We start from the raw sequence: 19,852 nt of genomic DNA, 5'->3' as shown, positions 1-19,852 counted from the left end.
GGACCCGATCGGGTCCCCCGGCCGCCGACCGGCCGACCGCATGCTTGCATACATAGTCCGACGACTCTTCTCCGTCGTCGTGATGCTGCTCGTCGTCACGCTCGTGACGCTCAGCATCTTCTTCCTCATCCCCAAGATGACCGGCAGCGACCCTGCCGCGATGTTCGTCGGCAAGCAGGCGGATCCGGCTTCCATTGAGGGCATCCGTCAGAAGTTGGGTCTGGACGAGCCGCTCCTGGTTCAGTTCTGGCACTTCGTCTCCGGCATCTTCGTCGGCCGGGACTACACGGGCGGTGGCGACACCATCCACTGCGCGATGCCCTGTTTCGGCTACTCGTTCCGCACCGAGCAGGACGTGTGGACGATGCTGGTCGACGCCTTCCCCGTCACCCTGTCCATGGTCCTCGGCGCCGCGGTGCTGTGGCTGGTCCTGGGTGTGTCCACGGGCGTGATCTCCGCGCTCAAGCGCGGCACGGTCATCGACCGCGCGGCGATGATCACCGCGCTCGCGGGCGTCTCGCTCCCCATCTTCTTCACCGCCATGCTGGCGATGCTCGTCTTCCGCACCCAGCTCCATTGGGTCGACGCCTCGTACACGCCGATCAGCGAGTCCTTCACCGGCTGGTTCGGCGGTTTGCTCCTGCCCTGGGTCACCCTCGCCTTCCTGTACGCGGCGATGTACGCGCGGCTCACCCGCGCCACCATGCTGGAGGTCCTCGGCGAGGACTACATCCGTACGGCGCGGGCCAAGGGTCTGTCGGAGCCGGTCGTGCTCGGCAAGCACGCGATGCGCTCCACCATGACCCCCATCCTGACCATCTTCGGCATGGACCTCGGCGCCCTCGTAGGCGGCGCGATCCTGACGGAGACCGCGTTCAGCCTCCACGGCCTCGGCGGCCTGGCCATCAAGGGCGTGAGCGAGCGTGACCTGCCGCTGATCATGGCGGTCACCCTCATCACCGCCGCGTGCGTGGTCATCGCCAACCTCGTGGTGGACCTGCTGTACGCGGTGATCGACCCCCGAGTGAGGCTCGCATGACGGACAAGCTGACGAAGACGGGCGCGGCGCTCGGAGAGCCCGTCGCGCCCTCGAAGGACGCCCCGTCGGACGCCTTCCTCGACGTACGCGACCTGAAGATCCACTTCCCGACCGACGACGGTCTGGTCAAGTCGGTCGACGGTCTCAGCTTCCAGCTGGAGAAGGGCAAGACCCTCGGCATCGTGGGCGAGTCCGGCTCCGGCAAGTCGGTCACCTCGCTCGGCATCATGGGCCTGCACACGGTCGGCCAGTACGGCCGGCAGAAGGCCCGGATCTCCGGCGAGATCTGGCTGAACGGCCGCGAGCTGCTCTCCGCGGACCCCGACGAGGTCCGCAAGATGCGCGGCCGCGAGATGGCGATGATCTTCCAGGACCCGCTGTCCGCGATGCACCCGTACTACACGATCGGCAACCAGATCGTGGAGGCGTACCGCGTCCACAACAACGTGGACAAGAAGACGGCGCGCCGGCGGGCCGTCGAACTCCTCGACCGGGTCGGCATCCCCGAGCCCGCCAAGCGGTTCGACAACTACCCGCACGAGTTCTCCGGCGGCATGCGGCAGCGCGCGATGATCGCCATGGCGCTCGTCAACAACCCCGAACTGCTCATCGCGGACGAGCCGACCACCGCGCTCGACGTGACCGTGCAGGCGCAGATCCTCGACCTGATGCGGGACCTCCAGAAGGAGTTCGGCTCGGCGGTCGTCATCATCACGCACGACCTCGGGGTCGTCGCCGAGCTCGCCGACGACATCCTCGTGATGTACGGCGGGCGCTGTGTCGAGCGTGGCCCGGCCGAGCAGGTCTTCTACGAGCCGCAGCACCCCTACACCTGGGGTCTGCTCGGCTCGATGCCGAGGATCGACCGTGACCAGACCGAGCGGCTCATCCCGGTCAAGGGCAACCCGCCCAGCCTCATCAACATCCCGAGCGGCTGTGCCTTCAACCCCCGCTGCCCGTACGCGGACGTCCCCAAGGGCGGCATCACGCGCACCCAGCGGCCCGAGCTGACGCAGGCCGGCGACCGCCACTTCTCGGCCTGCCACATGCCGCAGGAGGAGCGCACCCGGATCTGGACCGAAGAGATTGCGCCGAAACTGTGAGCGAGACCATGGAACCCCTCCTCAAGGTCACCGGCCTGAAGAAGCACTTCCCCATCAAGAAGGGGCTTCTCCAGCGCCAGACCGGCGCGGTCAAGGCGGTCGACGGGATCGACTTCGAGGTCCTGCCCGGTGAGACCCTCGGCGTCGTCGGCGAGTCCGGCTGCGGCAAGTCCACGATGGGCCGGCTCATCACGCGGCTGCTCGAACCGACCGGCGGCACGGTCGAGTTCCAGGGCAAGGACATCTCCCACCTGGGAGTCGGCGGGATGCGCCCGTTCCGCCGGGACATCCAGATGATCTTCCAGGACCCGTACGGCTCGCTGAACCCGCGCCACACGGTCGGCACGATCGTCTCCGCCCCCTTCAAGCTCCAGGGCGTCGAGCCCGAGGGCGGCGTGCGCAAGGAGGTCCAGCGCCTGCTCGGCCTGGTGGGCCTCAACCCCGAGCACTACAACCGCTACCCGCACGAGTTCTCCGGCGGTCAGCGCCAGCGCATCGGCATCGCCCGCGCGCTGGCCCTCAAGCCGAAGCTGGTCGTCGCGGACGAGCCGGTCTCCGCCCTGGACGTCTCCATCCAGGCGCAGGTGGTCAACCTCCTGGACGACCTCCAGCAGGAGCTCGGCCTCACGTACGTGATCATCGCCCACGACCTGTCGGTCATCCGGCACGTCTCGGACCGCATCGCGGTGATGTACCTCGGCAAGGTCGTCGAACTGGCGGACCGCAAGTCGCTGTACGAGAACCCGATGCACCCGTACACCCGGGCCCTGATGTCCGCGGTCCCGATCCCGGACCCGCGCCGCCGGGGCGCCAAGAGCGACCGCATCCTGCTCACCGGCGACGTCCCGTCCCCGATCGCCCCGCCGCCCGGCTGCCGCTTCCACACGCGCTGCTGGAAGGCGACGGACCTCTGCAAGACCCAGGAGCCCCCGCTCCTGGAACTCCGCCCGGGCCAGCGAGTGGCCTGCCACCACCCGGAGAACGCGGACTCCCTGACGATCCCGGGCGCCCGGGAGTCGGTGGAGATCACGAAGCCGGAGGAGAAGGCGGCGGAGCCGTCGGCGAAGGCCGCGGCCGCGGCCGGGCCCGAAGCCGTGGCGGAGGCCGTGGCGGAGTCCTCGCCGGAGGCCGCAGCGGCCGAGACGGCGGCGGAGGCCGAGACTGCGGAGTCCTCGACCGAGCCCGACGCGCCGAAGGCGTGACACCGAGGGGCCCCTGCCGCAGCGATGCGGCAGGGGCCTCCGGCGTACCCGAGAGCGCCACCCGCCCGGGGCAGGCGCCGCCCCCACGGGAACGACCGGCACAATTGGGCGGTGCTCCACGATCTGTTCAGCCCCGATGTCCAGCACGCCCTGGACCTCGTCGGCATCTTCGTCTTCGCCATCTCCGGCGCGCTCCTCGCCGTCCGCAAGAACTTCGACGTCTTCGGCATCGCCGTCCTCGCCGAGGTCACCGCGCTCGGCGGCGGTCTCCTCCGCGACCTGATCATCGGCGCCGTACCGCCCGCCGCCTTCACCGATCTCGGCTACTTCGTCATGCCGCTGGTCGCGACGGTCCTCGTCTTCTTCCTCCACCCGGAGGTCGAGCGGACCCAGACCGCCGTCAACGTCTTCGACGCCGCCGGCCTCGGGCTCTTCTGCGTGACCGGCACGACGAAGGCGTACGACTACGGCCTCGGTCTCACCTCCTCCGCCGCGCTCGGGCTCGCGACCGCCGTCGGCGGCGGTGTCCTGCGCGACGTGCTCGCCAACGAGGTGCCGTCACTGCTGCGCTGGGACCGCGACCTCTACGCCGTCCCCGCGATCGTCGGCGCGACGATGGTCGTCCTCTGCATCCGGTTCGACATGCTCAACGCCTACACCAGCGGCGCCGCCGTCCTCACGGCCTTCGCCCTCCGGCTCCTCGCGATGCGCTACCACTGGCGCGCGCCCCGCGCCTGGAACCGCCGCTCCTCCGCCCGCGAGGAACCGGAAAAAGCTACCGCTCAGTAATGAGCGGGTGTACCGTCGGAACCATGAGCACGAGCACCGAGACGACCGCCGCGCCCACCGGCATCCCGCCCGCGAGCGAGTTCGACCGCGACACCGCCGTCACCCTCCGGACCCCCGGTGTCTACGACGCCGACCTCTCCGCCGGCTGGACGATCATCCAGGCCGTCAACGGCGGCTACCTCCTCGCCCTGCTCGGCCGCGCCCTCGGCGACCACCTCCCGCACCCCGACCCGTTCACGATCTCGGCGCACTACCTCACGCCGTCCGTGCCCGGCCCCGCGGTGATCCGGACCGAGACCGTCCGCACCGGCCGGACCCTCTCCACCGGACAGGCCTCGCTCTTCCAGTACGCCGAGGACGGCACCGAGGTCGAGCGCATCCGCGTCCTCGCCTCGTACGGCGACCTCGACGCCCTCGCCGACGACGTCCGCACCACCGCGACGCCGCCCGCGTTCGCCCCGATCGAGAACTGCTTCAGCGCCGCCGACAACCCGGCCCCGAGGATCCCCGGCTCCTCCGCCATCGCCGACCGGCTGGACCTCCGCCTCGACCCGGCCTGCGTGGGCTGGGCGGTCGGCGCCCCGTCCGGCAAGGGCGAGATGCGGGCCTGGTTCGGCCTCGCCGACGGCCGCGAGCCGGACGCGCTCTCCCTGCTGCTCACCGTCGACGCGCTGCCGCCGACCTCCTTCGAGCTCGGCCTCAAGGGCTGGACCCCGACCGTGGAGCTCACCACCCACATCCGCTGCCGCCCGGCCCCCGGCCCGCTGCGCGTCTCCATCACGACCCGCAACCTCGCCGGCGGCTTCCTGGAGGAGGACGCCGAGGTCTGGGACAGCGCCGACCGCCTGGTCGCCCAGTCCCGCCAGCTGGCCCGCGCCCCGCGCGGCTGAACCCCCTGGAAGACCCGCGGGCCGACCTGCTGGGGACCCGCGGGCCGACCTGCTGGGGGACCAGCCGGCCGACCCCCTGGAGGACCAGCCGGCCGACCCGCCGGCCGGCCGCGCGGGGGCGTAAACAGGCCAGGCGCCGAGGCCGCCGCGGTGGACTCGTAGAATCGACCCACCATGGCTTACCTCGACCACGCCGCGACCACGCCCATGCTGCCCGAGGCGATCGAGGCGATGACCGCCCACCTCGCCGTCACGGGCAACGCCTCCTCCCTGCACGCCGCCGGCCGGCGCGCCCGGCGGACCGTCGAGGAAGGGCGCGAGACGCTCGCCGCCGCGCTCGGCGCGCGGCCCAGCGAGGTCGTCCTCACCTCCGGCGGCACCGAGGCCGACAACCTCGCCGTGAAGGGCCTCTACTGGTCCCGCCGCGACGCCGACCCCCGCCGTACCCGTGTCCTCGCCAGCCCGGTCGAGCACCACGCCGTCCTCGACGCCGTCGACTGGCTCGCGACGCACGAGGGCGCCGACGTCGAGTACCTGCCCGTCGACCGCCACGGCCGCGTCCACCCCGAGGCGCTCCGCGAGGCGATCGCCCGCGACCCGGACTCCGTCGCGCTCGCCACCGTCATGTGGGCGAACAACGAGATCGGCACCGTCATGCCGGTCCGCGGACTCGCCGACGTCGCCGCCGAGTTCGGCGTACCCCTGCACGCCGACGCCGTCCAGGCCGTCGGCCAGGTCCCGGTCGACTTCGCCGCCTCCGGCCTCGCCGCGATGACCGTCTCCAGCCACAAGATCGGCGGACCGTACGGAATCGGCGCCCTGCTCCTCGGCCGTGAGTACACCCCCGTGCCCGTCCTCCACGGCGGCGGCCAGGAGCGGCACGTCCGTTCCGGCACCCTCGACGTGCCCGCCGTCGCCGCCTTCGCCGTCGCCGCCCGGCTCGCCACCGAGCGCCGCGAGGAGTTCGCCCGCGAGGTCGGCGCCCTGCGCGACGAGCTCGTCACCGCCGTCCGTACGGTCGTGCCCGACGCGATCCTCGGCGGCGACCCCGTCGAGCGGCTCCCCGCCAACGCCCACTTCACCTTCCCCGGCTGCGAGGGCGACTCCCTGCTCCTGCTGCTCGACGCCGCCGGCATCGCCTGCTCCACCGGCTCCGCCTGCACCGCCGGCATCGCCCAGCCCAGCCACGTCCTGCTCGCCACGGGCACCGACCCGGACCTGGCCCGGGGCACCCTGCGCTTCTCCCTGGGGCACACCTCCACCGAGGAGGACGTGGCGGCGGTCGCCGAGGCGATCGGCCCGGCCGTGGAACGGGCGAGGACCGCCGGCCTCAGCTGAGGCCCGGCGCCCCGCCCACGGGCCTCACACGGGCTTCTTCGACGCCTCGCGCACCAGCCGCAGATAGCGGTCCCAGTCCCAGTGCGGCCCGGGGTCGGTGTGGTCGGTGCCCTCGACCTCCACGTGCCCGATGATGTGCTCCCGGTCCACGGGTATCGCGTACCGCGCGCAGATGTCGGCCGTCAGCCGCGCCGACCCCGCGTACATCGCCGCCGTGAAGTCCTGCGGCCGGTCGACGAAGCCCTCGTGCTCGATGCCGATGCTCCGCTCGTTCATGTCGCGGTTCCCCGCGTGGAACGCCACGTCGAGCTCCCGGATCATCTGCGCCACATGACCGTCCTTCCGGACGACGTAGTGCGCGGCGGCGCCATGCCCGGGGTTCTTGAAGACCTTCAGCGCGGTCGCGTAACTGCCCTGCACGACATGGATCACGACCCGGTCTATCCCGTAGTCGTCCGGCCGGTCGGCCCGCCGCCAGTTGGCCCGCGCCGCCGACGTCCACTCCGCGCCCTTGTGGTCGAGCTCGCCCTCGACCCGCTTCTTCTCCATCCCCGGCAGCCGCCACCACGCGCGCGCCAGCTCGTCCCTGGCCAGCGCGGCCGTGCCGAGCACGGCGACCCCGCCGCCGAGCAGCACGGCCCGCCGCCCCACCCGCCTGTCCCCACCGCTGTCCTTGCTCCCCATGCAACGGAGAACGCTTACTCCCGCGACCTTGGTTCCCGGGCCCCGTACCCTGGTAGGGCTATGACTCAGACTCCGCCCCCGCGCCCCCTTCGCGTCCTCGCCGCCATGTCGGGCGGCGTGGACTCCGCCGTCGCCGCCGCCCGTGCCGCCGAAGCAGGCCACGACGTCACCGGCGTGCACCTCGCGCTCTCCGCGAACCCGCAGTCGTTCCGCACCGGAGCGCGCGGCTGCTGCACGATCGAGGACTCGCGCGACGCGCGCCGGGCCGCCGACGTCATCGGCATCCCGTTCTACGTGTGGGACCTCGCCGAGCGCTTCCGCGAGGACGTCGTCGACGACTTCGTCGCCGAGTACGAGGCGGGCCGCACGCCCAACCCCTGCCTCCGCTGCAACGAGAAGATCAAGTTCGCGGCGCTGCTCGACAAGGCCCTCGCCCTCGGCTTCGACGCGGTCTGCACCGGCCACTACGCCACGGTCGTCCTCCAGGACGACGGCACGCGCGAGCTCCACCGCGCCTCCGACATGGCCAAGGACCAGTCGTACGTCCTCGGCGTGCTCGACGAGAAGCAGCTCGCGCACGCGATGTTCCCGCTCGGGGACACCCTCACCACCAAGGACGAGATCCGCGCGGAGGCCGAGCGGCGCGGGCTCGCGGTCGCGAAGAAGCCCGACAGCCACGACATCTGCTTCATCGCCGACGGCGACACCCAGGGCTTCCTCGCCTCCCGCCTCGGCAAGGCGGAGGGCGACATCGTCGACGAGGCCGGCGCGAAGGTCGGCAGCCACGACGGCGCGTACGGCTTCACCATCGGCCAGCGCAAGGGCCTGCGGATCGGCCACCCGGCCGCGGACGGCAAGCCCCGCTACGTCCTCGACATCTCGCCCGTGAACAACACGGTCACGGTCGGCCCGGTCGAGGCCCTCGACGTCACCGCCCTCACGGCGATCAAGCCCCGCTGGTGCGGCACGGCCCCCGAGGGCCCGGGCCGCTACACCGCCCAGCTGCGCGCCCACGGCGGCGAGACCGAGGTGACGGCCGCCCTCGTGGACGGCGAGCTCACGGTCACCTTCGCCGAGCCGGTCCGCGGCGTGGCGCCGGGACAGGCGATCGTGCTCTACGACGGCACGCGCGTGGTGGGCTCGGCGACGATCGCGACGACGACCCGCCGCACGACGGAGCCCACCCCGGCGTAGGACCTGTCCGGCCCCGCCGGCTACGCGGCCTCGCTCGTCTCCCGTTCGTCCGCCAGGAACGACTCCAGTACGGGAGCCAGGACGTGCGGGGCCACCTCGTACGTCTGGCCCGTCAGCGTGCGGTGGCGGGCCCGGGGGAGGGCCGCCGTCAGGGCGCGGGCCGCCCGGCGCGTCCACGCCGGGCTCGCGCCCCCGTCGATGACCAGCACGCGCGCGTGGACCCCGGCGAGACGCAGCTCCGGCACCGTCCCGTCGCCGAGGACGGCGTGGTCGTACGCCAGCGTCGGCGCCAGCTCCTCCCGCCCGGGCCACGCCTCCGCCGGTACGGCCGACTCCGCCAGGAACAGGTCGAGGGCGGCGCCCCGACGGCCGCGGCCGAGCAGCGCCGCCGCCCGTCCGAGCCGCGCGGCGGCCTCCGGCGAGTACGGCGGCTCGTACACCGACACGGGACCCGTCGAAAGCCCGGCGGCCACCGCGGCGAGCGCCAGGGCGCCGCCCGTGCCCACCCCGTGCAGTGCCGCGCCGCTGCCGGCCTCCCCGACGACCGCCGCCAGGTCCTCGATCTCCCGCTCCACCGCGTACGGCGCGGTGTCGCCGCTGCCGCCGCGCCCCCGCCGGTCGTACGTCACGACCGGGAAGCGCCGGGCGAGCAGCCGGGCGAGCGGCCCCTCGCTCGCGGCCGTGCACAGGGCCCCGCTCACCAGGACCAGCGCCGGCCCGTCGCCGTTCCCGAACCGCTCGTACGCGATCGTCGTGCCGTCCCGCGACGTGACCCGCCCCCGGACCCTGCTCAGCGTCGTCTCCACCTCGTCCATGGCAGGGCAGACCCGGCCCGGCGCCGGAACTCATCGCCGCGTGCGGGTATTTCGGTAAGAATCTTGGAAACCGCTGGTCGCCGCCTACGGTGGTGCGCATGAACATCTGCGTCTTCCTCTCCGCCGCCGACCTCGACGAGCGCTACACGGCTCCCGCGCGCGAGTTCGCCGCCCTTCTCGGCAAGGCCGGTCACACGCTCGTCTGGGGCGGCTCCGACACGGGCCTCATGAAGGTCGTCGCGGACGGCGTCGAGGAGGCGGGCGGCCGGCTCGTCGGCGTCTCCGTCGACTTCCTCCAGGCCAAGGCCCGCCCGGACACGGACGAGATGGTCGTCGCCCGGGACCTGGCCGAGCGCAAGGCGCTCCTCCTCGCCAAGTCCGACGCGATCGTGGTCATGGTCGGCGGCATCGTTACCCTCGACGAGGCCACCGAGATCCTGGAGCTGAAGAAGCACGGCAAGCACACCAAGCCGGTGGTCCTGCTCAACACCGAGGGCTTCTACGACGGTCTGAAGACCCAGCTCCGCCGCATGGAGGACGAGGGCTTCCTGCCGATCCCGCTCGCCGACCTCGTCCTCTTCGCGGAGGACGGCCCGACGGCCCTCGCGTACCTGGAGGAGAACATCGCCTCCCGCTGATGCGAGCATGGTGCCCATGGCTACACATGTGATCACCGGAGCCGGTTCCGGCATCGGCGCGGCCGTCGCGCGCCGCCTCCACGCGCGCGGGGACGAACTCGTGCTGCACGCGCGCGACGCGGGCCGGGCCAAGGAGCTCGCCGCGGAGTTCCCCGGCGCGCGGACCCTCGTCGGGGACCTCGCCGACCCGGACCGGCTGTCCTGGGCCTTCTCGCACCAGACCATGCCGGAGCGGGTGGACAGCCTGCTGCACATCGCGGGCGTCGTCGACCTCGGGCCGATCGGGGACCTCACCCCGAAGACCTGGCACCACCAGCTCAACGTCAACCTGATCGCCCCGGCCGAGCTGACCCGGCACCTCCTGCCCCAGCTGCGGGTCTCCCAGGGCCACGTCGTCTTCGTGAACTCGGGCGCCGGGCTCGCCGCGCACGCCGAGTGGGGCGCGTACGCCGCCTCCAAGCACGGCTTGAAGGCCCTCGCAGACTCCCTGCGCCACGAGGAGCACGCCAACGGCGTGCGGGTGACCTCGGTCTACCCGGGCCGCACCGCGAGCCCGATGCAGGAGAAGGTGCACCAGCAGGAGGGCAAGCAGTACGACGCGTCGAAGTGGATCGACCCGGAGTCCGTCGCGACGGCGGTCCTCACGGCGATCGACCTGCCGCGCGACGCCGAGATCACCGACCTGACCGTCCGTCCGGGACGGTAGGACGGTGGACATGAGCGACACCGGCACGAGCGACATCGGTACGACCGGCACCGGCACGGACGACACCGGCGCCGCGAGCTTCTGGGGCCCCGCCACCGGCGTCGGGTCCCTGCCGGGCGGCGACGCCCGCGAGGCCGCGAAGGCGGCCACCGGCTCCTTCGAGGACTTCCCGTTCCTGGCGGAGCTGCCCGCCCGCGGGCCCGGCGCCGACATGATCGGCCGGACCATCGGGATGCTCGTCGACCTGTACGCGCACGTCGAGCCGAGCGGCTGGCGGATCAGCGACCGCCCCGGCCGGGACACCCGGCGGGCCCGCTCCTGGCTCGGCGAGGACCTGGACGCCCTGGAGGAGTTCACCCAGGGGTACGAGGGCCCGCTCAAGGTCCAGGCCGTCGGCCCGTGGACGCTCGCCGCGGCCATGGAGCTGCACGGCGGCGAGGCGGCTCTCGGCGACGCGGGCGCCTGCCGCGACCTGGTCGGCTCCCTCGCGGAGGGACTCCGCGCCCACCTCGCGGAGCTGGCCAAGCGGATCCCCGGGGCCCGGATCGTCCTCCAGCTCGACGAGCCCTCGCTCACCGCCGTCCTGCGCGGACACGTCCGTACCGCCAGCGGCTACCGCACCTACCGGGCCGTCGACCGGCAGGTCGTCGAGAGCGCCCTGCGGGACGTGATCGGCGTCCACGACGGGCCGGCCGTCGTCCACTCCTGCGCCCCCGACGTCCCCTTCGCGCTGCTGCGCAGGGCCGGCGTCGCCGGGGTGTCGTTCGACTTCGGGCTCCTCACCGAACGTGACGAGGAGACGATCGGCGAGGCCGTGGAGGCCGGCACGAAGCTCTTCACCGGTGTGGTGCCGTCCACCGACGGCCCGTTGTCGGACCCGGGCGGTAGCGTCATGGGTGTCAGGACGCTGTGGCGCAGGCTGGGGCTGAATCCGGGGACTCTCGCCGAGTCCGTGGTCGTCACCCCCACGTGCGGGCTCGCGGGCGCTTCGCCCGCCTATGCCCGCGCGGCGCTCGCCCACTGCGCCCGGGCGGCGAGATCGCTCGCGGACAACCCAGAGTGACCGGGTTTCGAGGCACGGGAGGACGGACGAAGGTGGCAGTCGAACAGGGGGCCCTGCCCGCCGAGGCACGGGAGCAGCACGCCGAGCTGGCGGAGCAGGTCGAGGAGCACCGCTTCCGGTACTACGTGAAGGACCAGCCGGTCATCAGTGACGGCGAGTTCGACAAGCTCCTGCGCGCCCTGGAGGCGCTGGAGGAGGAGTACCCGGAGCTGCGGACACCGGACTCGCCGACCCAGAAGGTCGCCGGGCAGTACGAGACCGACTTCACCTCGGTCGAGCACCGGGAGCGCATGCTCTCCCTGGACAACGCCTTCGACGACGAGGAACTGGCCGCCTGGGCCGAGCGGATCGCGCGGGACGTCGGCACGCCCGACTACCACTACCTGTGCGAGCTCAAGGTCGACGGCCTCGCCGTGAACCTCACGTACGAGCACGGCCGGCTGACCCGGGCCGCGACCCGCGGCGACGGCCGCGCCGGCGAGGACATCACGCCCAACGTCCGGACGATCGCCGACATCCCGGACCGGCTGCGCGGCGACCGCGTCCCGGACCTCGTCGAGATCCGCGGTGAGGTCTACTTCCCGATGGAGGCCTTCGAGGGGCTCAACGCCCGCCTGGTGGAGGCGGGGGACAAGCCCTTCGCCAACCCGCGCAACGCGGCGGCCGGTTCGCTGCGCCAGAAGGACCCCAAGGTCACGGCCTCCCGCCCGCTCCACATGGTGGTCCACGGCATCGGCGCCCGCGAGGGCTTCGAGATCTCCCGGCTCTCGGAGACGTACGCCCTGCTCCACGAGTGGGGCCTGCCGACCGCCCGGCACAACAAGGTGGTGGACTCGCTCGACGGCGTGCGGGAGTTCATCACGTACTTCGGCGAGAACCGCCACTCGGTGGAGCACGAGATCGACGGAGTCGTCGTCAAACTCGACGAGATCCCGCTCCAGGGCCGGCTCGGCTCCACGGCGCGCGCCCCCCGCTGGGCCATCGCCTGGAAGTACGCGCCGGAGGAGGTCAACACCAAGCTGGTCGACATCAAGGTCGGCGTCGGCCGCACCGGGCGCGTCACGCCGTACGCGCAGGTGGAGCCGGTGACCGTGGCCGGCTCCGAGGTCGAGTTCGCCACCCTCCACAACCAGGAGGTGGTGAAGGCCAAGGGCGTGCTCATCGGCGACACGGTCGTGCTGCGCAAGGCCGGTGACGTCATCCCCGAGATCCTCGGGCCGGTCGCCGACCTGCGGGACGGCACCGAGCGGGAGTTCGTGATGCCCGCCGAGTGCCCGGAGTGCGGGACGTCGCTGAAGGCGATGAAGGAGGGCGACATCGACCTCCGCTGCCCGAACGCGCGCACGTGCCCGGCCCAGCTGCGCGAGCGGCTCTTCTTCCTCGCCGGCCGCCAGTGCCTGGACATCGAGAACTTCGGCGCCGTGGCCGCCGCCGCCCTGACCCGGCCCCTGGAACCGGCCGAGCCGCCGCTCGCGGACGAGGGCGACCTCTTCGACCTCACCATCGAGCAGCTCCTTCCGATCAAGGCGTACGTCCTCGACCCGGACAGCGGGCTGCCCAAGCGGGACCCGAAGACCGGCGAGGAGAAGATCGTCACGGTCTTCGCCAACCAGAAGGGCGAGCCGAAGAAGAACGCCCTGTCGATGCTGGAGAACATCGCGGCGGCGAAGACGCGGCCGCTCGCCCGCTTCATCAACGGCCTGTCGATCCGTCACGTGGGTCCGGTCGCGGCCGAGGCGCTGGCCCGTGAGTTCCGCTCCCTGGAGCGGATCGAGCAGGCGAGCGAGGAGGAGCTCGCGGCCGTCGACGGCGTCGGCGGCATCATCGCGACCGCCGTGAAGCAGTGGTTCGCCGAGGAGTGGCACCGCGAGATCGTGCGCAAGTGGCGCGCCGCCGGAGTGTCGCTGGAGGACGAGGGCGCCGGGGAGGACGTCGGACCGCGTCCGCTCGAAGGTCTCACGGTCGTCGTGACCGGCACCCTGGAGAAGTTCACCAGGGATGGCGCAAAAGAGTCCCTCCAGGCGCTCGGTGCGAAGGTGACCGGTTCCGTTTCAAAGAAGACCGCCTTCGTGGTGGTCGGTGAAAACCCTGGTTCGAAGTACGACAAGGCGATGCAGCTGAAGGTTCCGGTTCTGGACGAGGAAGGCTTCTCGGTCCTGCTCGAACAAGGTCCCGAAGCCGCTCGCGAGGCCGCGGTGCCGGTCGCCGGGTAGCCGCTGCCCACCCCCGGGAAGGTCACCCGTTCGGCGCATACCAGATCGTTACGGGTGGCCTGGTCGCATTCGGGCAAGAGAGGGAGAGCGCTGCCCGTCGGAGCCCTCGGCGGCCTACTGTGGTGACCGTGCGTCCTGTCCCGCACGTCCGCGCGAGGGCTGCCGGTCGTGCGCGCCAGGACGAACGGCCCAGTGGCATGAGGAACGGCCGCCCGGTGGCGGCCGCATGGCGGACGGCCGGACGACGGACGGTCGCGCGAGCGCGGCCCATCGCACACCGACGGCACCGCCGCCTGTGAGAGGGACGGGAATGGAACCGACCGAGAGCGCCGCCCCGGCCCCACGGCCGTACGGCCGTGTGGTCCCCACGGGCCTCCCCGCACGGCTGCCCGCAGCCGTGGTGGGCATCGCCGCCGTCGTACTCGTCGCCGGCCTCCAGCGGGCCCTGAGCGCCGGACAGGGACTCTTCCCCGGCGGGGCCGCCGGCTGGTCCCTCGCCGTCCTCACCGGCCTCATCGTCGGCCACCTGGTCGCGCTCGGCCGCGACCGCTGGTGGGGCGGCACCGGCTCCGGCGCCGCCCTCACCCTCGCCGTGCTCCTGCTGTACGGCTGGGTGCCCGCCGGACTCGTCTCGCTGACCGTCGTCACCCTCGTCGGCGCAGCCCGTCGGCACCGCTGGCGCCAGGGCCTGCTGCACGGCGCCGCCGACGTCCTCGGGGTCGGCGCCGCCGCCCTCGTCCTCGCCCTCTTCGGAGACGTACCGACCGTCGAGGAGCCCTGGCAGCCCCTCGACTGGACGATCGGGGACGTCCCGGAAGTCGTCCTCGCCGCGGCCGCCTATCTCGTGGTGACCCGGATGCTGCTGTGGTACACGCTCGCGCCCCAGGGCCGCGGGCTGCCCACCGTCGCCCGCACCGCCCTCCTCCGGCAGGGGCTCGTCGCCGTCGCCCTGCTCGGCATCGCCCCGCTCATCTGCGTCGTCGCCGCCACCCGGCCCGTCCTCCTGCCGCTCTTCGCCGTCCCCCTCATCGCCCTCGACTCCACCCTCTGGATCGCCCGGGCCCGCGCCGAGGAACAGCTGCGCGACCCGTTGACCGGGCTCCCCAACCGCCAGTGGCTCCTGGAGCGGGCCTGGACGGCGCTGGAGGAGGCCGAGGGCGAAGGCGCCCGCGCCGCCCTCGTCCTGATCGACCTCGACCGCTTCCGGTCGGTCAACGACACCCTCGGGCACCTCGCCGGCGACCGGCTGCTCCTCCAGATCGCCGACCGGCTCCGCCTCGCCCTGCCCCGCGGCGCCGAGGCCGCTCGGCTCGGCGGCGACGAGTTCGCCGTCCTGCTGCCCACAGCCGACTCCACCACCAGCGCCCAGCGCGTCGCCCGCCACCTCGTCGCCGAGCTCTCCTCCCCGCTCGACCTCGACGGACTCACCCTCGTCCTGGAGGCCAGCGCCGGCGTCGCCGTCTTCCCCGACCACGCCCTCGACGCCGAGGGCCTGCTGCGCCGCGCCGACGTCGCCATGTACCAGGCCAAGCGGGACCGCACCGGCGTCGAGGTCTACGAGTCCAAGCGCGACTCCAACACCCCCGACCGGCTCGGCCTCCTCGGCGACCTGCGCCGCGCCCTCGACGCCGGCGAGGTCGAACTCCACTACCAGCCCAAGGTCCGCTTCGACGGCCAGGTCGCCGGCCTGGAGGCGCTCGTCCGCTGGGTCCACCCGGAGCGCGGAAAGGTCCCGCCGGACGAGTTCATCGCCATCGCCGAGTCCTCCGGCCTGATGCCGCACCTCACCGAGTACGTCCTGGAGACCGCCCTCGCCCAGGTCGCCCGCTGGCGCGCCCAGGGGCTCAACGTCCCGGTCGCCGTCAACGTCTCGCCGCGCGACGTCCACACCCCCGGCTTCGCGGGCGCCGTCGCCGCGCGCCTCGCCCGCCACGGCGTCCCGGCCGGCGCCCTCCAGCTGGAGATAACGGAGCACGTGCTCCTGGAGGACCCCCAGCGGGCCGCCGACACGCTCAACGGCCTCACCGGCCACGGCGTCAAGATGTCCCTCGACGACTTCGGCACCGGCTACTCCTCCCTCGTCCACCTGCGCCGGCTGCCCGTCAGCGAACTGAAGATCGACCGCTCCTTCGTCGCCCGGCTCGCCGTCGACACCGAGGACGCCGAGATCGTCCGGTGCACCCTCGACCTCGCCCACTCCCTCGGCCTCCTCGTCGTCGCCGAGGGAGTGGAGGACGACGAGACCTGGGAGCGCCTCCGTGACCTGGGCTGCGACGCCGTCCAGGGCTGGCTCGTCGCCGCCGCGATGCCGCCCGCCGAGGCGACCGCCTGGCTCCTGGCCCGCGGCGAGCGCGGCTGGCGCCGCCCCGTCGACATCGCCGCCGACCTCGCCGCGGAGGTCGACCTCGACCAGCCCTCGGGCCAGGTCGTGCAGTAACGGGCGCGCGCCCCGGCCCGCGCCCCGGGCCGACCGTTTCACGGGGAGCGGTACCAGCCCCATAGGATGGGCCAACACCATCAAGCTCACCCCGTGAGGATCCGCATGCCTGGCATCACGCGCGAGGAGGTCGCCCACCTCGCACGGCTGGCGCGTCTGGAGCTGAAGGGCGAAGAACTCGATCACTTCGCCGGCCAGCTCGACGACATCATCGGCGCGGTCGCCCGCGTCTCCGAGGTCGCCGACCAAGACGTACCGCCGACCTCCCACCCGCTGCCGCTGACCAATGTCATGCGCGCGGACGAGGTCCGTCCGTCGCTCACCCCCGAGCAGGCGCTCTCCGGCGCCCCGGCCCAGGAGCAGCAGCGTTTCAAGGTGCCGCAGATCCTGGGGGAGGACTAAGAAGTCATGACGGACAACATCATCATCAAGCTCACGGCCGCCGAGATCGCCGGGAAGATCGCCGCCGGCGAGCTCACCGCGGTCCAGGTCACCGAGGCCCACCTCGCCCGTATCGAGGCGGTCGACGAGAAGGTCCACGCCTTCCTGCACGTCGACCGCGAGGGCGCCCTCGCGCAGGCGCGCGCCGTCGACGAGAAGCGTGCCCGCGGAGAGAAGCTCGGCCCGCTGGCCGGCGTCCCGCTCGCGCTCAAGGACATCTTCACCACGGTCGGCATTCCGACGACCGTCGGTTCGAAGATGCTCGAGGGCTGGATCCCGCCGTACGACGCGACCCTGGTCAAGAACCTCAAGGCCGCCGACGTCGTCATCCTCGGCAAGACCAACATGGACGAGTTCGCGATGGGCTCCTCCACGGAGAACAGCGCCTACGGCCCGACCGGCAACCCCTGGGACCTGACCCGGATCCCCGGCGGCTCCGGCGGTGGCTCCTCGGCCGCCCTCGCGGCGTACGAGGCCCCACTCGCCATCGGCACGGACACCGGCGGCTCCATCCGCCAGCCCGCCGCCGTCACCGGCACGGTCGGCGTCAAGCCGACCTACGGCGGTGTCTCCCGCTACGGCATGGTGGCCTTCTCCTCCTCCCTCGACCAGGGCGGCCCCTGCGCCCGTACGGTCCTGGACGCGGCCCTCCTGCACGAGGCGATCGCCGGGCACGACCCGCTCGACTCGACCTCCATCGACGCCCCGGTCCCGCCGGTCGTCGAGGCCGCCCGCAACGGCTCGGTCGCCGGCATGCGCGTCGGTGTCGTCAAGCAGTTCCGCGGCGAGGGCTACCAGGCCGGTGTCGTGCAGCGCTTCGACGAGTCCGTCGAGCTGCTCAAGTCGCTGGGCGCCGAGATCGTCGAGCTGGACTGCCCGACCTTCGACCTCGCCCTTTCGGCGTACTACCTGATCGCGCCGTCCGAGTGCTCCTCGAACCTGGCGCGCTTCGACGCCATGCGTTACGGCCTCCGGGTCGGCGACGACGGCACCCGTTCGGCCGAGGACGTCACCGCCCTCACCCGTGAGGCCGGCTTCGGCGACGAGGTCAAGCGCCGCATCATCCTCGGTACGTACGCGCTGAGCTCCGGCTACTACGACGCGTACTACGGCTCGGCCCAGAAGGTCCGTACGCTCATCACCCGCGAGTTCGAGCAGGCCTTCGAGGAGGTGGACGTGATCGTCTCCCCGACGACCCCCACCACCGCCTTCCCGATCGGCGAGCGCGCCGACGACCCGATGGCGATGTACCTCGCGGACCTGTGCACCATCCCGACCAACCTGGCCGGCAACGCCGCGATGTCGCTCCCCTGCGGCCTCGCGCCCGAGGACGGTCTGCCGGTCGGCCTGCAGATCATCGCTCCCGCCATGAAGGACGACCGGCTGTACAAGGTCGGCGCCGCCGTCGAGGCCGCGTTCGTGGAAAAGTGGGGGCATCCGCTGCTTGAGGAGGCTCCGTCGCTGTGAGTACCAGTGCACTGCAGAAGGCCAAGGGCTTCAAGAAGTCCAAGACCGGCACGTACCTGTCCATCGGCACCACCGCGTTCGGCCTGCTGGGCGTGGTCAAGCGGGGCCGTGCGGCCCGTAGCGAGCACGACACGCTCAAGCTGCTCGACGCCGTCGTGTCCGCCGCCGCCATCGCCACCGGCGTCGCTCTCCTCGTGCGCGAGCTCAAGCGCATCGGTGACGACGACGTCCTGTTCGGCTGAGGCCGAAGGCATCAGAGGGAATTCTCACCGTGACTGTCACTGAACTGCTGTCGTACGACGCGGCCCTCGCGGCGTTCGACCCCGTCATGGGCCTGGAGGTCCATGTCGAGCTCGGCACCAAGACGAAGATGTTCTGCGGCTGCTCGACCGAGCTGGGCGCGGAGCCGAACTCGCAGACCTGCCCGACCTGCCTCGGCATGCCGGGCTCGCTGCCGGTGGTCAACGCGATCGGCGTCGAGTCCGCGATCAAGATCGGCCTCGCGCTGAACTGCGAGATCGCCGAGTGGTGCCGCTTCGCCCGGAAGAACTACTTCTATCCGGACATGCCGAAGAACTTCCAGACCTCCCAGTACGACGAGCCGATCGCCTTCAACGGCTACCTGGACGTCCAGCTGGAGGACGGCGAGATCTTCCGCGTGGAGATCGAGCGCGCCCACATGGAGGAGGACACGGGCAAGTCGCTGCACGTCGGCGGCGCCACCGGCCGTATCCACGGCGCGTCCCACTCCCTGCTCGACTACAACCGCGCCGGCATCCCGCTCATCGAGATCGTCACCAAGCCGATCGAGGGCGCGGGCGAGCGGGCCCCCGAGGTCGCCAAGGCGTACGTCGCCGAGCTGCGCGAGCTGATCCGCGCCCTCGGTGTCTCCGAGGCGCGCATGGACAAGGGCCAGATGCGCTGCGACGTGAACCTGTCGCTGCGCCCGCACGGTGTCGAGAAGTTCGGCACCCGCTCGGAGACGAAGAACGTCAACTCGCTCCGTTCGGTGGAGCGCGCGGCGCGCTTCGAGATCCAGCGCCACGCGGCCGTGCTCACCGCCGGCGGCACGATCATCCAGGAGACCCGTCACTTCCACGAGGACGACGGCTCCACCACCTCCGGCCGCATCAAGGACAACGCCGAGGACTACCGGTACTTCCCGGAGCCCGACCTCGTCCCCGTGGCCCCGGCCCGCGCCTGGGTCGAGGAGCTGCGCGGCGGGCTGCCCGAGCTGCCGCGGGTGCGCCGCAACCGGCTCCGTGAGGAGTGGGGCGTGTCCGAGCTGGACATGCAGTCCATCCTCAACGCGGGCGCGGTCGACTCGATCGTCGCCACGATCGAGGCGGGCGCGGACGCGGCCTCGGCCCGCAAGTGGTGGATGGGCGAGCTCGCCCGTTCCTCCAACGAGCAGGGCGTCTCCCTGGAGGAGCTGGCGATCACCCCGTCGGACGTGGCCCGGGTCTCCGCCCTGGTCGCCGCCGGCGAGCTGAACGACAAGCTGGCCCGTCAGGTCATCGAGGGCGTCCTCGCCGGCGAGGGCACCCCGGACGAGGTCGTCGAGAAGCGCGGTCTGAAGGTCGTCTCCGACGACGGCGCGCTCGGCACGGCGGTCGACGAGGCCATCGCGGGCAACGCGGCCATCGCGGACAAGATCCGCGGCGGCAAGGTCGCGGCGGTCGGCGCGCTCGTGGGCGCGGTCATGAAGGCCACCCGCGGCCAGGCGGACGCGGCGAAGGTCAAGGACCTGATCCTGGAGAAGCTGGGCGTCAGCGAGGGCTGATCCTCTTCTCGTACGCGTACAGGGGGCGGCCCCGCACCGGAGTTCCGGTG

The 19,852-nt window shown here is 72.2% G+C and carries 18 protein-coding genes; 16 read left to right on the top strand and 2 right to left on the bottom strand.

Annotated features, from left to right (window positions below):
* Positions 1-40: 40 nt before the first annotated feature.
* From ACWFR1_RS37765 to ACWFR1_RS37740, 6 genes are all read left to right on the top strand, one after another.
* On the top strand, positions 41-1,039 hold the full coding sequence (locus ACWFR1_RS37765; RefSeq protein ID WP_453559980.1) for an ABC transporter permease: 999 nt from the start codon (positions 41-43) through the stop codon (positions 1,037-1,039).
* On the top strand, positions 1,036-2,142 hold the full coding sequence (locus ACWFR1_RS37760) for an ABC transporter ATP-binding protein (protein WP_453559976.1): 1,107 nt from the start codon (positions 1,036-1,038) through the stop codon (positions 2,140-2,142). Before ACWFR1_RS37765 ends, ACWFR1_RS37760 begins: the two co-directional genes overlap by 4 nt.
* 8 nt (positions 2,143-2,150) lie before the next feature.
* Positions 2,151-3,344, top strand: coding sequence for an ABC transporter ATP-binding protein (locus ACWFR1_RS37755; protein ID WP_453559979.1), 1,194 nt, complete (start codon positions 2,151-2,153; stop codon positions 3,342-3,344).
* Between the two features lie 111 nt (positions 3,345-3,455).
* Positions 3,456-4,133, top strand: a complete 678-nt coding sequence (locus ACWFR1_RS37750; RefSeq protein ID WP_453559973.1) for a trimeric intracellular cation channel family protein — start codon at positions 3,456-3,458, stop codon at positions 4,131-4,133.
* A 23-nt stretch (positions 4,134-4,156) separates the two neighbouring features.
* Entirely contained in the window at positions 4,157-5,023 is an 867-nt protein-coding gene (locus tag ACWFR1_RS37745; RefSeq protein ID WP_453559970.1) for a thioesterase family protein, read from the top strand.
* 174 nt (positions 5,024-5,197) lie between these two features.
* Positions 5,198-6,361 (top strand): cysteine desulfurase family protein, encoded by a 1,164-nt coding sequence (locus ACWFR1_RS37740; RefSeq protein ID WP_453559968.1) that lies wholly within the window; start codon positions 5,198-5,200, stop codon positions 6,359-6,361.
* 24 nt (positions 6,362-6,385) lie between these two features.
* Here ACWFR1_RS37740 and ACWFR1_RS37735 read toward each other — a convergent pair whose 3' ends face one another.
* The gene (locus tag ACWFR1_RS37735) at positions 6,386-7,045 is read right to left on the bottom strand and encodes an N-acetylmuramoyl-L-alanine amidase (RefSeq protein ID WP_453559965.1); all 660 of its coding nucleotides are present in this window, start codon (positions 7,043-7,045) and stop codon (positions 6,386-6,388) included.
* A 60-nt stretch (positions 7,046-7,105) separates the two neighbouring features.
* Between ACWFR1_RS37735 and mnmA the strand changes: the two genes are divergently transcribed.
* The gene (gene mnmA / locus ACWFR1_RS37730) at positions 7,106-8,239 is read left to right on the top strand and encodes a tRNA 2-thiouridine(34) synthase MnmA (RefSeq protein WP_453559962.1); all 1,134 of its coding nucleotides are present in this window, start codon (positions 7,106-7,108) and stop codon (positions 8,237-8,239) included.
* Positions 8,240-8,259: 20 nt separating this feature from the next.
* Here the strand turns inward: mnmA and ACWFR1_RS37725 are convergent, their stop codons facing one another.
* Entirely contained in the window at positions 8,260-9,054 is a 795-nt protein-coding gene (locus tag ACWFR1_RS37725) for an alpha/beta fold hydrolase (protein ID WP_453559959.1), read from the bottom strand.
* 98 nt (positions 9,055-9,152) lie between these two features.
* On the opposite strand from ACWFR1_RS37725, the gene ACWFR1_RS37720 reads away from it, so the two are divergent.
* The 9 genes from ACWFR1_RS37720 to gatB all read left to right on the top strand — a co-directional run bounded on the left by ACWFR1_RS37720 (position 9,153) and on the right by gatB (position 19,802).
* Positions 9,153-9,692, top strand: coding sequence for an LOG family protein (locus ACWFR1_RS37720; protein WP_453559957.1), 540 nt, complete (start codon positions 9,153-9,155; stop codon positions 9,690-9,692).
* A gap of 7 nt (positions 9,693-9,699) precedes the next feature.
* Entirely contained in the window at positions 9,700-10,398 is a 699-nt protein-coding gene (locus ACWFR1_RS37715; RefSeq protein ID WP_453559954.1) for an SDR family oxidoreductase, read from the top strand.
* 10 nt (positions 10,399-10,408) lie between these two features.
* The gene (locus tag ACWFR1_RS37710; RefSeq protein ID WP_453559952.1) at positions 10,409-11,461 is read left to right on the top strand and encodes a methionine synthase; all 1,053 of its coding nucleotides are present in this window, start codon (positions 10,409-10,411) and stop codon (positions 11,459-11,461) included.
* Between the two features lie 32 nt (positions 11,462-11,493).
* Positions 11,494-13,674 (top strand): NAD-dependent DNA ligase LigA, encoded by a 2,181-nt coding sequence (gene ligA, locus ACWFR1_RS37705; RefSeq protein WP_453559949.1) that lies wholly within the window; start codon positions 11,494-11,496, stop codon positions 13,672-13,674.
* 310 nt (positions 13,675-13,984) lie between these two features.
* Entirely contained in the window at positions 13,985-16,111 is a 2,127-nt protein-coding gene (locus ACWFR1_RS37700) for a putative bifunctional diguanylate cyclase/phosphodiesterase (protein WP_453559946.1), read from the top strand.
* A 105-nt stretch (positions 16,112-16,216) separates the two neighbouring features.
* Positions 16,217-16,513, top strand: coding sequence for an Asp-tRNA(Asn)/Glu-tRNA(Gln) amidotransferase subunit GatC (gene gatC, locus ACWFR1_RS37695; protein ID WP_015036350.1), 297 nt, complete (start codon positions 16,217-16,219; stop codon positions 16,511-16,513).
* Between the two features lie 6 nt (positions 16,514-16,519).
* On the top strand, positions 16,520-18,019 hold the full coding sequence (gatA, locus tag ACWFR1_RS37690; protein WP_453559944.1) for an Asp-tRNA(Asn)/Glu-tRNA(Gln) amidotransferase subunit GatA: 1,500 nt from the start codon (positions 16,520-16,522) through the stop codon (positions 18,017-18,019).
* A complete protein-coding gene (locus tag ACWFR1_RS37685) occupies positions 18,016-18,261 on the top strand; it encodes a hypothetical protein (protein ID WP_267045990.1) in 246 nt (81 codons plus the stop codon). The genes gatA and ACWFR1_RS37685 overlap by 4 nt, the downstream gene beginning before the upstream one ends.
* Before the next feature lie 29 nt (positions 18,262-18,290).
* Positions 18,291-19,802 (top strand): Asp-tRNA(Asn)/Glu-tRNA(Gln) amidotransferase subunit GatB, encoded by a 1,512-nt coding sequence (gene gatB, locus ACWFR1_RS37680; RefSeq protein ID WP_453559942.1) that lies wholly within the window; start codon positions 18,291-18,293, stop codon positions 19,800-19,802.
* The last annotated feature ends 50 nt before the right edge of the window (positions 19,803-19,852 follow it).

This window comes from Streptomyces sp. NPDC055103 (assembly GCF_053607625.1).
Note: the sequence above shows the minus strand (reverse complement) of the source record. Positions and strands in the feature narration are given on the sequence as shown.